Here is a 13,553-nt window from a genome sequence, read left to right on the forward strand (position 1 = left end):
CCAACCGCGACGACTCCGCCCGCGACCATGCGACAAGCTGGTCCCGCTCGTCACCGGCCAGTACGAACTCGACATCACTACGCCCGAAACCCGCCACCCCAACACCATAGATAATTAGAGCTGCAATTTCGGGACCGACACACTAGATCAAGAACACCCGCAGTTGGGGGATGGCCTCGACGGGATGTTGTGCGCGGATGCCTTCGCCGATCGCGTCGAACCGCCATACCCCGTCCGTGCGGAACAGTCTGCCCATGACCAGTCCGGTGTGGGCTCCACCGCCGGTCAGGTCGTAGCGGGCGATTTCGGTGTTGGACACGCCATCGACCAGGCGGCAGAACGCGTTCTCGATCTGGTCGAAGGTCTGGCCGGAGTAGGAGGTGACGATGAAGACGACGGTGGTGACCTCCGGGGGTAGTCGGGTCAGGTCGACGGTGATTATTTCGTTGTCGCCCTTGCCTTCTCCGGTCGTGCTGTCGCCGAGGTGTCGTACCGACCCGTCGCGGGAGCTGAGTTGTTCGTGGTAGACGACATCGACGATTTGGTCGGCGGCGAACAGCAGCGCCGCCGCGTTCAGGTCGACGTCGACGGACCGCGAGCGCAACCAGCGACGGGCGCGGACCGGATCCCAACCCAGCGCCATGGTGACATGGGCGAGCGCCGCTCCGCTCTCGTCGCGCAACATGGCGAACAATGGTTTCTCCCTTTGTTGTCAGGCGAATACGAAGTAGCGCAACCACAGATACGGTGCGGCGACCGCGACAGTGATGGCGGTCACGACCGCGCCCTTGCGGGTGAATTCCCAGAACGAGATCGGTGCCCCGGCGCGGGCGGCGATGCCGAGCATCACGACGTTCGCGCTGGCGCCGACCGCGGTCAGGTTGCCGCCGAAGTCCGAGCCCAGGGTCAGTGACCACCACAGGGCGTCGGTATGGCCCGGGTTGTCGATTCCGGCCGCGAGGTCGGCGACCAGTGGGCTCATCGTCGCCACGTACGGGATGTTGTCGATGATCCCGGACAGCAGCGCCGACACCACGAGAATCAACATGACCGCCACCAGCGCGTCACCGCCGGTGGCGTCGGTGGCCCAGCCTGCCATCGTCTCCACCACACCGGTCTTGACCAGTGCGCCGACCATCACGAATAGTCCGGCGAAGAACAGCAACGTTTCCCATTCGACTCCGGACAGGTAGTCGGTGGGTTCGGTGCCGGAGATCAGGACCAGCACCCCGGCGCCGAGCAGCGCGACCACCGAGGGATCGACGTGTAGCAGTGAGTGACCCACGAATCCGGTGAATACCGCGAGCAGCACGATGCCGCATTCGATCAGGAGTCGGCGGTCGCGGATGGCTTCGCGTTCGTCGAGAGCCATCACATCGGCGATCCGATCGGGCTCGGCATCGAACGAGCCACGGAACAGCCTCGGCAGGATCAGGGTGAACACCGCAAGTTCGAGTACCACGATTGGTGTCATGTGCATCAGGAAAGCGTTGAACGACAATCCGCTTCGGCTGGCGATGATGATGTTGGGTGGGTCGCCGATCAAGGTGGCGGCGCCGCCGATGTTGGAGGCGAATACTTCGGCGATCAGGAATGGTGCGGCGCGGATGCCGAGTCGGTCGCACACCAGCAGGGTGACCGGGGCGATCAACAGCACGGTCGTGACATTGTCCAGGAACGCCGAAGCGACGGCGGTGATCAGAGTGAGCAGGATCATCACCCGCACTGGGGATCCCTTGGCGCGCTTGGCCGCCCAGATCGCGGTGTATTCGAAGACGCCGGTCTGACGCAGCACCCCGACGATGATCATCATCCCGAACAGCAGCAGGATGACATCCCAGTCGACCCCGGTGTCGTGGGAGAAGAACGCCTCCCCGGAATCGAGCACCCCCAGCGCGAGAATCACCGCGGCGCCACCGAGCGCGGCTTTGGTTTTGTGGATGCGTTCGGTGGCTATCAGCAGATACGCCACTACGAACGTCGCGATCGCGATCGCGGTCACCGGTGATCACCCGCGTGCGGGCAGCCGTTCATGTGGCCGCGAGCGCCACCTGCAGTAACCGAGATGCGGTGATCACGCCGATCATCCGTTTTCCGTCGACCACCGCGATCAACGGGCATCGGCAGCGGGCCATCAGCGCGGCGACTTCGATCACGGTGTCGTCGGCGTGGGCCACCGGTAGGACGGGTTTGGGTTTCGATTCCGGGAGCAGTTCGCCAACGGTCTTGCCTCGCAACGCTTCCGCGACCCGATCGGCCACCGATTCCGACAGCACCCCGGCCAGCGACGGATCGTCCTGGACATATCCCGGCACCAGGAACCGCACCACCTGCGACGCCGGTAGCACCGCTTGGGGCACCTGGTCGCCGTCGGTGACCACGATGCCCGGCAGCCGATGCTCGGCCAGTAGCTGCGCCGCGGCCGACGCGTCGGAATCCTTGGTCACCGACGGGTAGTCCTCGGCCATTTGACTTGCGTGCACACCAGCACGATACGACCGCCCGAGCCCCCACCGACACATATCCGCCGTCGCCACGATCAAGGGCAGCGGTAGCGCCTGCCCGCGCGAGCCTCATGAGTCACCCCACCGCCGGACCGCCCGACCCGCCGACCGGGTCGGGTTGCCGACCAGACTTCCCGGCGCACCACCCGTAAAGATGCCGTAAAAACGCCAGTTGAGCAAACCAGGGGCGCGGAGGGTGGTCCTCGATTCGGTCCGAGACCAGTGGGGGAAGGGCAGGATCGAATCTGGGCCGCCACTGCGGGGCCGATGAGTTCGATGACCGAGGTGCACCGATGCGCATTCTGATTTCCGGAGCCAGCGTCGCCGGACCCGCGCTCGCCTACTGGCTCAACCGGTACGGATTCGACGTCACCGTTGTCGAACGCGCGCCGGCGCCGCGCAAGACCGGCGGCCACGCTGTGGATCTGTTCCGACCGGCCATGCAGATCGTGGAGCGGATGGGGGTAGCTGAGGAGATCCGAGCGAAGGCCACCGGGACGGATACGCTCGTAATCCATCGGCCTGCCGCGCGTCCGGTAACGCTTGATCTGCGCAAGATGTTCACTGCCGTCTCCGACAACCACGTCGAGATCATGCGCGACGATCTCAGCGAAATCCTCTACAACGCAACATGTTCCGATGTCGACTACATCTTCGCCGACTCGATCTCCGCGATCAGCGACGACGGCGAAGTCGGTTTCGAGCGCAGCCCGGCGCAGCGCTTCGACGTGATCATCGGGGCCGATGGGCTGCACTCGAATGTGCGGGCACTGGTCTTCGGCCCGGAGTCTCGATTTTCCACCTGGCTCGGCGCCTATCTGGCGATCTTCTCCGTTCCCAACTACTTGAATCTGGACGGTGTGATGGAGATGACCATCGATGTCGGCCGGGTCGCGGGCATCTACGGCGCCGCCCACATCGAGGACGGGCGCGCGGGGTTCTTTCTGCGCCCGCCGCAACCGCTGGACTACCACTATCGAGACATCGATCGGCAGAAACAGTTGCTGCGCGAGCACTTCGGCGATATGGGCTGGCAGGTGCCCCGGCTGCTGGCCGAACTGGAGAACACCCCTTCCTTCTACTTCGACTCCATCAAGCAACTGCGATTGGACACCTGGTCGCGTGGCCGGGTCGGCCTGGTCGGCGACGCCGCGTACTGCCGGGCCCGGCAGTCGGCGGCAGCACCAGCATGGCCGTGGTCGGTGCCTATGTGCTCGCCGGTGAACTCGCCACCCACTCCGGCGACTACACCGCCGCGTTCGCCGAATATGAACGCGAGCTCGGCGACTATGTCCGCCGCAGCCGTCGATTCGCCGTTGCCGCAGCCAAGACCATCGTCCCCGGCGGACGCTTCGAGCTGTGGGCGATGGTCCAGGCAGTGCGGCTGATCAACGTCTTGCCCGCACCGGTCGCCCGTGCCGCCGCCAAGCTCAACGCCAAGGGCGTGCGCCTGCACGACTCGATCACCGTCAACGAATACGCGGGATTCGACAACACGCGCGGGTAGTTTGCGCATGGCAGCACCTACCTGTCCACGTGCATTCACCGCGGCCGGTAGCCGGCTCACCACGGCCCACAGCAGTTACCCATACCTGCTGTAAAACAAGCGGATAGAGGGTGCCGAGGGATGAGCGCGGTATGCGGACGGTGGACGTGCCATTCGGGAAGTGGCGCTGCCGAATGGGTTGCCGCTGACGTTCGGGCATGCCACCGCGTTCCTGCCTCCGTTGGCTTCAGTGGGCAGGTCAGCCGTCCGTAGCGGCACGTAGTCGGGCGGCGAGGGGTGCCGATGTTTCTTCGGCCGGTGATGTGCGCGTCGTCCGAAGTCCTGCGGCGGCCTTGGCGGCCCGGCGTGCACGCAGGCCGCCGACCAGGCACAGCACAGCACCGAGCGCGATCCAGGCAACCAGGACGGTGACGGCGTGGGTGGCGCCGCGGCCGTCGAAGAAGGCGGTCGATCGCAGCAACCGGCCACCGGCCCCGGGAGGCAGAAGCCGGCCGAGCGTGCCGGACCAGCCGGGCAGCATCTCGGGTGCGGTCGCCGTGCCCGAGAGTGGGTTGCCGATGAGCATCATGACGACGGCGCCGATCCCGATTCCGGCGTATCCGAGCAGGGATTCCAGCCCGAGGACCGTGAGGGAGGTGGCCGCGATGGTCAGGGCGATGGCACCGGTGTTGGCTGGGTAGGACCCGCTCAGTGAGCCGAGCCAGAATTGCAGGATCGCTGCCGTGGTCAGGCCGCCGGTTGCCGCGAAGGTGAGTGCTCCGGTGACCCTGCGGACGGTGCCGTGGACGAGCCTGGTCAGCAGTACTGCGGCCAGCAGACCGCCCATGACCAGTGGCAGGGCGCCTGCGGCCAGGCCGGTACCGCGTGGGTCGTCGGTGGGCAGGGCGGCGAGGTCGCGGACAACGACCGGTGTGCCGGGTTTGTCTGCCTGGCCGAGGCCGGTCGCCATGGTCTGCAAGGTTTGGGCGACGGCGGTGCTGGCGGCGGAGGCGATGATGACTTGCGGGGTGTCGGAGCTGAGGTCGATCGCCCCGTACACCTGCCGGTCGCGGATGAGTTGTTCAGCGGCGGCGGTGTCGGTGACTTCGGTGATCTCGAACCCGCCCGGTAGACGCTGCTCCAGTGCGGTGCGGATCTGAGCGACTGCAGGCGCCGGCCCTGCGAGGGCGATCGGCACATCGTGCACCGACGACCGCACCGACGGCCAGGCGAAGGCGATGAGCAGCACGCTGATGATCGCCGTGAGCAGGACGACTGCTGTGGCCACTGTCGGCCATCGTGACGGAAGCGCATCGGTGACGAGCGGCGCCGGGGTGGTCATGTCTACTCCTCGAACAGTTGGGCCGTGCTCGGTGTTCATCGCAGGGTGAGTGGGGTTTCGGAGTCGATGTGTGTCAGCTTCTGCGGGTTGCGGACGTAGTAGAGGCCGGTGATGTGGGCGTCCTCGACGCGTATCGTGATGACGCCGTCGAGTTCCCCGTCGACGTGCAGAGCCAGCGCGGGGCTGCCGTTGACCGTGGTCGGCTCGACGGTCAGCACGAGGGCATTCTTGGTGAGGCCGCCGACGATGAAACGGGCCACCTTGTCGGCGCCGATGATCGGACGTGGTGTCGCCTGCTTGATGCCGCCGCCGTCGCTGATCGCCACGACGTCGGGGGCGAGCACGTCGAGCAGGCCCTGCAGGTCCCGGATCTCGAGCGCACGCTGGAAGGCTTCGAGAGCGGCCTCGGCCTGCCGTGCGGTGACGGCGCGGCGCGGGCGGCGGGCCTCGACGTGGCGGCGGGCGCGGTGGGCGATCTGGTGCACCGCGGCCGGGGTCTTGTCGACCGCGACCGCGATCTCGTCGTAGCCGAACCCGAATGCTTCGTGCAGCACGAACACCGCCCGTTCGGTCGGGGTCAATGTCTCGAGGACGAGCATCAGCGCCATCGACACGCTTTCGGAGAGTTCGACGTCGGCGGCCACATCCGCAGTGGTGAGGAGTGGCTCCGGCAGCCACGAGCCCACGTACGACTCTCTGCGGCGTTTCATCGAGCGCAGCCGGTTGAGTGCTTGGCGCGTGGTGATCCGAACCAGGTAGGCACGTGGATCGCTCACCTGCCCCACGTCGACCCTCACCCATCGCAGCCAGGCTTCTTGCAGGACGTCTTCGGCATCGGCCGCCGATCCGAGCATCTCGTAGGCGACGGTGAACAGCAGGTTACGGTGTACGACGAACGTCTCCGTCGCGTTGACGGTGGCGTGGTCGTCGCTGTCGAGGCCCGCTGCCTCGCTGTCGGCCCGCCGCTGGCCACGGGATTCACCTGTTGTGTCCATGAAGTCCTCTTCTATCGGTAGCCGTCGGGTCCGACATAGGGTCGCCGATGACGCACGATGGGCGGCGGTGTACGTGATTCGGGCGCTGCCGCACATCGTGCAGTCGAAATCACCGGCGGCCGACGCGGCGACGGCGAATTCGGTGTCCTACGCGACCGGTGCCGCCGCGTCGCCGCGCTGGGTCTGCAACAGCTGTGGCCTGTGCTTGCCGTCCTTCGGCCAGTGGTGCGAGCCGGGCTTGTGCGCTTCGGTCATCAGGTGCTTGACGCTGGCTTCGCAGGAGAACTCCTTGAGCGCCTTGCCCGCGAACCCGCTGAAATAGAGCCGCATCGCGGTGTCGTCCTTGTGGCCGAACTGGAAGATTCCGGTGCGGCGGCCGAAGCTGACACACATGGCGGGGAACGACAGGTCGATCGGCGCAGGCTGCTCATCCGCGATCCGGTTCAGCACGGTGTCGGCGGCATGGGCGCCCAGGCAACCCGCGGCGTATGCGCTCATCCGGAACGGCAGATCCGACGGCGCCGCCGCATCGCCCGCCGCGACGATGCGCTCGTCGTCAATGCTGGTCAGAGTTTCGTCGGTGAGCAACCGCCCGGCGTCGTCGGTGCGCAACCCGCTGTGATCGGCCAGATCGGGGACACCGAAGCCTGCGGTCCAGATGGTGACCTGACTGGCCAACGTGCGTCCGTCACGGAGTTCCAAGGCTTCCCGTGTCACCACCGTGACCGACGCATCCGGGCCTTCCAGCACGCTGACCCCCAAGTTGGCGAGGTACTTGCGGGCCGTGCGCCGAGCCCTCGGGTGCAGGTACGGACCGAGGTCACCGCCACAGACCAGCGTGACCGAACGCCCCTGCTCCGCCAGCTCTGCCGCGGTCTCGATGCCCGTCGGACCGCCCCCGACGACCGTCACCGCAGCCGTTACGGGCGTGTCCCACAGCATCGACCGCACCCGTTGCGCCGCCTCCAACGTGGCTATCGGGTAGGCGAATTCCGCCGCACCCTGCACCTGCGGGCCGGCGCTGCCGCTGCCCACCGCGTAGATCAGGTAGTCGTAGCCGATCGTTTCGCCCTCGGCCAGCGCCACACTGCGCCCGGTCACGTCGATCCGCGTCGCGCTGTCGACGACCAGCCGCACTCCCTCGGCCAGGACTTCGGTGTAGTCGACGACCGCATCGTGGGTCCCGCCCACCAGTTGGTGCAACCGCAGCCGCGGGACGAAGACCGAGCGCGGATTGATCACGGTCACCGTCACATCGTGGCGCTGGGTCAAGCGGTTGGCCGCCATCACTCCGGCGTATCCGCCGCCGATCACGACCACATCGGTGTTCTTGCTCATTGTGTGTCTCCTTCGATCCGAGGGGGCTCGGAGCACAAGACACCGCATCACCGAAAATCCTGACATCATGTGACACGGATCACTTGTCGCCGGTAGTCGCCGCCAGTCAGGAACTGTTCGGCGGTGTCGGCGGGACCGAATCGGTTGCGGCGGACATGCCTGCGGCACCGGCGACCATCCCGCCATCAGCGCCGCTTGCACGGCACTGCACAGCGCGGCAGGGCACAGAGCATCGACAGCCGCACAGCCCTGACCGCACCGGGAGGCGATCGGTCACCTCCGTGAACTGGCGCGCAAGCACCACGTCACCCTGCGCACCGCCGCCCACGACGTCGACCACGGCCAAGCCGCGGTGCTCGCCGAATGGTTCGACGGGAATTGACGGACGAACGTGAGATCGAGTGTCGGACGGCCGGTTACCACGATTCGATCAGCGGGACATCATGCTCCTGCCGCTGCCATTCCTCGGTGAGGCGACCGAGCCGGTCCGGGGCGGCAATGCCGCGCACACCTGCGATCTTGTCGCCACGGATCTCCAGGATCACGACCCCCACGACCCGGTCGTCGAGCGCGGCGAGCATGGCCGGGCAACCGTTGACCACGACAGCATGGATCGAGGGCGAGCCACCGGCGAGCCTCCGCTTAGCCGGAGACGGTGTGAAGCCGGCCCGCACCGCGCTGGCGATCCGCTCCGGGGTCGAGTACCGGATCAGCTTCTCGGCCAGCCCCAGCCCGGCGCCGTCGGAGAGGCCGGTCGCGTCGTCGGTCAGCAGCGCCACCAGCCGTTCGGTCCGGCCCGAGGAGGCGGCAGCGACGAACGCCTCGACGATTCGACGCGCGGAGGCATGGTCGATATCGGTGCCGTTGCCGGCGGCGGCGATTCGACGCCGGGCTCGGTGGGTGTGTTGCTGACTCCCGGACTCGGTGATGCCGAGAATCTCGGCTATCTCGGCGTGGCTGTACGCAAAGGCCTCGCGCAGCACGTACGCGGCCCGTTCGACCGGTGACAGACGCTCCATGAGGGTCAGCACCGCCAGGGTCACCGATTCGCGCTGCTCGACGGTGTCGGCCGGGCCCAGCATCGGGTCGCCGTCGAGGAGCGGTTCGGGCATCCAGGCGCCGACCGCGCGTTCGCGCCGGACCTTCGCCGAACGGAGCCGGTCGAGCGCCAGGTTGGTGACGATCTTGGTCAGCCATGCCTCGGGCACCTCGACGTACTCCCGGTCGGCGGCCTGCCACCGCAGGAACGCGTCCTGCACCGTGTCCTCGGCGTCGGCGGCCGAGCCGAGCAGACGGTAGGCGAGCGAGGCCAGCCGATTCCGGCTGGCCTCGAAACGCGCCACGGTGGCAGTGTCCATGAGCACGACCCTATGCGCCAACCACGTCGGGCGAGTGCTCTCGTGTTGTAGCCAAGCGGTACTTGTGACTCGGCTTTCCGAAGGTCGGGTGGCTGATGGCCCAGCCGCTGGTGGCCACGATTGCCGACTTGACTCGCGCCGCAGACCGGCCGCACAGGGCCCCGGACTTCGAGCGAGCGTCACCGTCGACTAGTTGGAAAATCCCGTCCTTGCGGCCGAGGCTGATGTGGTTGCCGAAATATGTCAGTGCGGTCGCCTTGATCTTGCGCCCGGTCCGGTCCCCGATGATCGCGGCCGTCGCCTGCATGCCGGTGTATCCCGCGGAAGCACACGACATCGGCAACGGCCGACCGTTGTCGCCGACGACGAAGGCGCTGTCACCGGCAACGTAGACATCCGGGTGCGAGATCGACCGCATCTGACGGTCGACCGTGATCTGGCCGTTGGGTACCACCTCGAGGCCGCTGGCGGCGGCGATCGGGTGGACGGCGAAGCCGGCGGCCCACACGGTCGCGTCGGAAGCGAAAACGGTGCCGTCGACGGTGATTGCCGCCGCCTCCTCGACGCGCGCGATGGTGGTGTGCTCGTGGACAGTGATGCCGAGCCGGTCGAAGGCGCGCAGCAGGTGACGGCGGGCCTTGGGGCCCAGCCAGCCGCCCAGTTCGCCGCGGGTGGCGAGGCTGACCCGAAGTCCTGGACGGGATTCGGCGATCTCGGTGGCGGCCTCGATCGCGGTCAGGTTGCCGCCGACTACCAGCACCCGCCCGGCCTCGCCCAGCTCATCCAGGCGTGCGCGCAGGCGCAGCGCGGCCGGCCGCGCTGCCACGTGGAAGGCGTGCTCGTCGACGCCCGCAACGCCGTGGTCGGCGGCGGTGCTGCCGAGCGCGTAGAGGAGGGTGTCGTATTCGAGCCGGTCGATACCCTCGCCGTCGGCGACCGTGACAGTCCGGTGCTCGGCGTCGACGTTGGTTGCCCGCGCCAGTCGGAGCCGGATGCTGGTGCCGGCGAACACCTCTGCCAGCGGCCGGTGGCGGAGATCGTGCCCGGCGGCGAGCTGATGGTTGCGCAGCCGCTCGACGAAATCGGGTTCGGCGTTGACGACGGTGATCTCGAAGTCGTCGGAGTGGAGTTGGCGGGCCAGGTATCCGGCGGAGAAGGCTCCGGCGTATCCGGCCCCGAGGACGACGATGCGGTGCTTCATGGTTCGCTCCTGTCTGGTTCGCGTGCTCCCTGAACGAGACAGCCCCCGAATTCCTGACAGCATCAACCGGTGATGTGGATCACCCCCGAGGCTCACTCAGCGGACGAACTCCACTCGCGCAGTCCAGAACCGTGGGAAGCGCCCGTCTACGACCACTAACCGCGCAACAACCAGAAGAGCGCGATCCAGTTCGTTGACTACGTGCTCTCGCAGCCGCCCTTCTCGGTCGAGATCAACCAGTCGGATAACGGGGCGGGGTGCCAGACGTCCGGCGGTGCGGGCCAGGACCCGGTCATTCTTCGTCGGTGGCGTCCGGGGCGCGCAGCGGACGCAGGCCGCCTGGCAGGAAGCTGGAAGGAGTACCGGCCCAGCAGGTTGATGTGATGCCTGACGAACGGCGAGAGACGGGCCACGTCCTCGTCACGGACGTCGAAGCCGTCCGCGCGCAGCTGCTTCACCGCAGCGTCCATGTACCGCGTTGGAACGCACGTCTGCGGTGCGGCATGGGTCCGGCGCAGGCCGAGGTGGCTCACAGCCCGCATCTGCCGGCGGTGAGTGCGGTGATTGCACACTCGGCGGCATGCCGTGCCGCGAGTGCGGAGGGCAAGGGCGCACAGCTGTGAGAGGCACGGTCGACCGGTCCGCTGGTGATCTGCCACTGCCAGACGGCACGTGCGGCGGGCGGTGACGGGGGGTCCCAGACGAGTGCCGCAGCCGGGGGAGCGTTCTGCGCCGTCTGGACCAGCACGTCGTACATGACCCCGTCGCCCACTGCGGTGGTGACATACCTCCCGCCGTTGTCGTGAACGGTCCAGTCCAGGGGTGTCGGGGTCGACTCCGACACTTCCAGGAGGGCGTCGGCGAGGTCGGCCAGAATCCGGTACAGCGCGGCGCGTACCGCCTCGGTGTGGTCTCGGCCCCACTGGCACGGAGACCGTTCGGCGACCTCCTCCGCGAGGGTGTGCGCGGCGAGTTCGTCCAGCAGGTCTCCGGCGCCGGGATCTCCTCCCGCCAGGACCGCGGCAGCGCCCCAGGAGAGATCGTCCCGGGTCACGGCCGAGAAGCGTGCCAGTTCCCACAGGTCGGCCGGTCCCAGGTCGTCGACCGTGCGCCGGATGCAGAGGGCGGCCGTGTCCGAGGGGGCCGGGATCTCGGCGTTCAAGAGGCCCGCGCGCACGTCCGTGGCCGCGCACACATCGCCCGGCTCGAGCGCGCCCGGCGGCACCGACCCCACTGTCTGGAGGACCTGCTCGTGGATGCGGCGTACGGGATGAGGCCCGCGGGGAGGTGCCGGTCGTCCGATCAGTGCGCACAGGGCCTCGAGCAGGTACGCCGGCGGAACCCTCAGACTGGTGCACGCTCCTGCCAGACGACCGGCCATCCTGATCAGTCGCCCAGCACTGCCAGGGCGTCGATCTCCACGAGCAGTCCCGGCGGGAGCTGCATGTAGACGGTGGTACGGGCGGGGAAGGGCTCGCCGACGGCTGCCGAGTACGCCTCGTTCATCTCGGCCAGGTGGGCGGGGTCGGTGAGGTACACGCGCAGCATGACGACGTCCTCCAGGCCCGCCCCGCCCGCCTCGAGTACGGCGTTCACGTTGCGCAGGACCTGTGCGGTCTGCTCGGCGACGGTGGTACCGACGACCTCGCCGGTGTCCGGGTCGAAGGGGAGCTGTCCGGAGACCTGCAGGAGGGGGCCCTTGCGGATGCCCTGGGACAGCGGGGCGGGCAGAGAGGGTGCGTTGTCTGTAGTGATGACGGTTCTGGTCATGGTGTTCCTTGAAGCGGTGGTGGTCCTTGGAGGGGATGAGCAGGCGAGACCGGTACGGGCGTCAGCTCCAGACCTGTCGTTCCTGGCTGCGGGGGTCGTCGATCTGGGTCCACTCGACGTCGATGTGCATCGTGGCCCTGCGCTCGGTGTCGTAGGGGTCCCAGCCGGGGTCGCCGGTGGTGGCGAACCGGATCCAGGTCTCGTGCATGCGGTCCGCGAGATCCGCCGGGGGCTTGTCGGGGCCGAGCAGGGCGGCGGGGCCGTTCAGCTCGGGCCGGTCCGCGAGGTCGAAGACGAAGGGCAGCTCGACGGCGTGGGTGGCGCCGAGCTCTCCGTCCAGGGCCTGGGAGCGCCAGGCGAACTCGTACGCGTAGGTGGCGGACTTCGGGTGGGCGGCATGGGCGCCGACCAGAGCGCGGCTGCCCGCGCCGAACAGCGCGTCGGCCATGATGGCGGAGCGCAGCTCCGCGAAGGACGCCTCGGGGCGGGACTTGCGGTAGGTCTCGACGAGCTGCACCGGATTCGGGTGCGAGCGGGCCGCCGCCTTGTCGACGTCGGCGGCGGTCGAGGTGGCGTACTTGCCCACCGGGACCAGGTAGAGGTTTCCCTCTTCGGTGTTGGTGCCGACGAGCAGGTCGACGTCGGAGCTGTGTCCGGTGGCGACGGCTTCGGCGGGTTGGGTGTCCAGGACCAGGCTGAAGGGGCTGAGCCCGATCAGCGGGTCATGGTGGGTGGCGGTCTGCAGATCGATGCCCGCGAGCTTGGAAGCGGCCTCCACCAGACGCTCGTCGGAGATCCCCGCGAAGGCGTCCACGTGTGGCTCGACGCCCAGGACGTCGGCGGCCGCGGAGGTGACGCGGGCGGCCTGCTCGGTGCTGAACGCCCCCAGGCCGCTGCCACTCTGCACGATCGCCCTGTGGAACAGGCCCGCGGCCTGTGGGGCGGCCAGGACGCCGCCGACGACGGTGGCCCCTGCAGACTGGCCGAAGAGCGTGACGTTGTCCGGGTCACCGCCGAAGCCGGCGATGTTTTCCCGCACCCAGCGCAGCGCGGCGACGACGTCGAGCAGGCCGCGGTTGGCGGGCGCGCCGGGCAGATCGAGGAACCCGGCGATGCCGAGCCGGTAGTTGAGGGTGACGAGGACGACGCCGTCGCGGGCAAAGGCGGACCCGTCGTACATCGCGGACCGTGTCGAACCGGCGACGAATCCGCCGCCGTGCACGAACACCATGACCGGCAGGTCGCTCTGCGCGACGGCGAGCGTCCAGACGTTGACGGTGAGGTAGTCCTCGCCCCGGCTCCAGCCGGTGCCGAAGTAGGGGGCCATGTCGATGCTGCCGAGCTTGCGCTCGGACTGCGGCGCGTTGGGGCCGGGCACGGTGGCGTCCCGTACGCCGTCCCACGGCTCGTGCGGCTCGGGCGGCGCGAAGCGGCCGGCGCCCAGGGGCGGGGCGGCGTAGGGGATGTTCAGGAAGGCGGCGGTGCCGTCGTCCTGGCGCAGACCGCGGACGGCTCCCTGCGTGGTGGTCACGACGGGTTCGGCGTGGTGGTTCATCTCT

At 68.1% G+C, this 13,553-nt stretch carries 13 protein-coding genes and 1 pseudogene; 2 read left to right on the plus strand and 12 right to left on the minus strand.

The window, feature by feature from the left end; all coding sequences use genetic code 11:
* Nucleotides 1–142: 142 nt before the first annotated feature.
* The 3 genes from AB4Z47_RS18505 to AB4Z47_RS18515 are packed head-to-tail and all read right to left on the minus strand — an operon-like array spanning nucleotide 143 to nucleotide 2,483.
* On the minus strand, nucleotides 143–685 hold the full coding sequence (locus AB4Z47_RS18505; RefSeq protein WP_441952429.1) for a TerD family protein: 543 nt from the start codon (nucleotides 683–685) through the stop codon (nucleotides 143–145).
* A gap of 27 nt (nucleotides 686–712) precedes the next feature.
* Nucleotides 713–2,002, minus strand: coding sequence for an SLC13 family permease (locus AB4Z47_RS18510; protein WP_441952321.1), 1,290 nt, complete (start codon nucleotides 2,000–2,002; stop codon nucleotides 713–715).
* Between the two features lie 28 nt (nucleotides 2,003–2,030).
* Complete coding sequence (locus AB4Z47_RS18515; protein ID WP_441952323.1) at nucleotides 2,031–2,483, minus strand: CBS domain-containing protein; 453 nt, start codon at nucleotides 2,481–2,483, stop codon at nucleotides 2,031–2,033.
* A gap of 314 nt (nucleotides 2,484–2,797) precedes the next feature.
* Between AB4Z47_RS18515 and AB4Z47_RS18520 the strand changes: the two are divergent.
* A pseudogene (locus AB4Z47_RS18520) lies at nucleotides 2,798–4,011 on the plus strand (FAD-dependent monooxygenase).
* A 238-nt stretch (nucleotides 4,012–4,249) separates the two neighbouring features.
* Here the strand turns inward: AB4Z47_RS18520 and AB4Z47_RS18525 are convergent.
* The 3 genes from AB4Z47_RS18525 to AB4Z47_RS18535 all read right to left on the minus strand — a co-directional run bounded on the left by AB4Z47_RS18525 (nucleotide 4,250) and on the right by AB4Z47_RS18535 (nucleotide 7,665).
* Nucleotides 4,250–5,332 carry a hypothetical protein gene (locus AB4Z47_RS18525; RefSeq protein ID WP_441952325.1) on the minus strand — a complete coding sequence of 361 codons (1,083 nt, stop codon included), beginning with the start codon at nucleotides 5,330–5,332 and terminating at the stop codon, nucleotides 4,250–4,252.
* Between the two features lie 35 nt (nucleotides 5,333–5,367).
* Entirely contained in the window at nucleotides 5,368–6,327 is a 960-nt protein-coding gene (locus AB4Z47_RS18530) for an RNA polymerase sigma-70 factor (RefSeq protein ID WP_441952327.1), read from the minus strand.
* Nucleotides 6,328–6,474: 147 nt separating this feature from the next.
* A complete protein-coding gene (locus tag AB4Z47_RS18535) occupies nucleotides 6,475–7,665 on the minus strand; it encodes an NAD(P)/FAD-dependent oxidoreductase (protein ID WP_441952328.1) in 1,191 nt (396 codons plus the stop codon).
* A gap of 268 nt (nucleotides 7,666–7,933) precedes the next feature.
* On the opposite strand from AB4Z47_RS18535, the gene AB4Z47_RS18540 reads away from it, so the two are divergent.
* Entirely contained in the window at nucleotides 7,934–8,047 is a 114-nt protein-coding gene (locus tag AB4Z47_RS18540; protein ID WP_441952430.1) for a hypothetical protein, read from the plus strand.
* Between the two features lie 34 nt (nucleotides 8,048–8,081).
* On the opposite strand, the gene AB4Z47_RS18545 is transcribed toward AB4Z47_RS18540, so the two are convergent.
* From AB4Z47_RS18545 to AB4Z47_RS18570, 6 genes are all read right to left on the minus strand, one after another.
* A complete protein-coding gene (locus AB4Z47_RS18545) occupies nucleotides 8,082–9,023 on the minus strand; it encodes a sigma-70 family RNA polymerase sigma factor (RefSeq protein ID WP_441952330.1) in 942 nt (313 codons plus the stop codon).
* Nucleotides 9,024–9,033: 10 nt separating this feature from the next.
* Entirely contained in the window at nucleotides 9,034–10,224 is a 1,191-nt protein-coding gene (locus tag AB4Z47_RS18550) for an NAD(P)/FAD-dependent oxidoreductase (protein WP_441952331.1), read from the minus strand.
* Nucleotides 10,225–10,421: 197 nt separating this feature from the next.
* Nucleotides 10,422–10,766, minus strand: coding sequence for a Tn3 family transposase (locus AB4Z47_RS18555; protein ID WP_441952333.1), 345 nt, complete (start codon nucleotides 10,764–10,766; stop codon nucleotides 10,422–10,424).
* Complete coding sequence (locus tag AB4Z47_RS18560; RefSeq protein WP_441952335.1) at nucleotides 10,754–11,449, minus strand: hypothetical protein; 696 nt, start codon at nucleotides 11,447–11,449, stop codon at nucleotides 10,754–10,756. The genes AB4Z47_RS18555 and AB4Z47_RS18560 overlap by 13 nt, the downstream gene beginning before the upstream one ends.
* Before the next feature lie 161 nt (nucleotides 11,450–11,610).
* Nucleotides 11,611–11,994: a RidA family protein gene (locus tag AB4Z47_RS18565; RefSeq protein WP_441952336.1), complete on the minus strand. Its 384-nt coding sequence runs from the start codon at nucleotides 11,992–11,994 to the stop codon at nucleotides 11,611–11,613.
* Nucleotides 11,995–12,055: 61 nt separating this feature from the next.
* Nucleotides 12,056–13,549, minus strand: a complete 1,494-nt coding sequence (locus tag AB4Z47_RS18570; protein ID WP_441952338.1) for a carboxylesterase/lipase family protein — start codon at nucleotides 13,547–13,549, stop codon at nucleotides 12,056–12,058.
* Nucleotides 13,550–13,553: the final 4 nt, after the last annotated feature.

The organism is Nocardia sp. 2TAF39 (genome assembly GCF_052114905.1).
Lineage (GTDB): Bacteria > Actinomycetota > Actinomycetes > Mycobacteriales > Mycobacteriaceae > Nocardia.

Coding starts and splice junctions, on each gene's coding strand:
- AB4Z47_RS18505 (WP_441952429.1), bottom strand. CDS start 685: ATGTTGCGCGACGAGAGCGGAGCGGCGCTCGCCCATGTCACCATGGCG.
- AB4Z47_RS18525 (WP_441952325.1), bottom strand. CDS start 5,332: ATGACCACCCCGGCGCCGCTCGTCACCGATGCGCTTCCGTCACGATGG.
- AB4Z47_RS18530 (WP_441952327.1), bottom strand. CDS start 6,327: ATGGACACAACAGGTGAATCCCGTGGCCAGCGGCGGGCCGACAGCGAG.
- AB4Z47_RS18535 (WP_441952328.1), bottom strand. CDS start 7,665: ATGAGCAAGAACACCGATGTGGTCGTGATCGGCGGCGGATACGCCGGA.
- AB4Z47_RS18545 (WP_441952330.1), bottom strand. CDS start 9,023: ATGGACACTGCCACCGTGGCGCGTTTCGAGGCCAGCCGGAATCGGCTG.
- AB4Z47_RS18550 (WP_441952331.1), bottom strand. CDS start 10,224: ATGAAGCACCGCATCGTCGTCCTCGGGGCCGGATACGCCGGAGCCTTC.
- AB4Z47_RS18555 (WP_441952333.1), bottom strand. CDS start 10,766: ATGCGGGCTGTGAGCCACCTCGGCCTGCGCCGGACCCATGCCGCACCG.
- AB4Z47_RS18565 (WP_441952336.1), bottom strand. CDS start 11,994: ATGACCAGAACCGTCATCACTACAGACAACGCACCCTCTCTGCCCGCC.
- AB4Z47_RS18570 (WP_441952338.1), bottom strand. CDS start 13,549: ATGAACCACCACGCCGAACCCGTCGTGACCACCACGCAGGGAGCCGTC.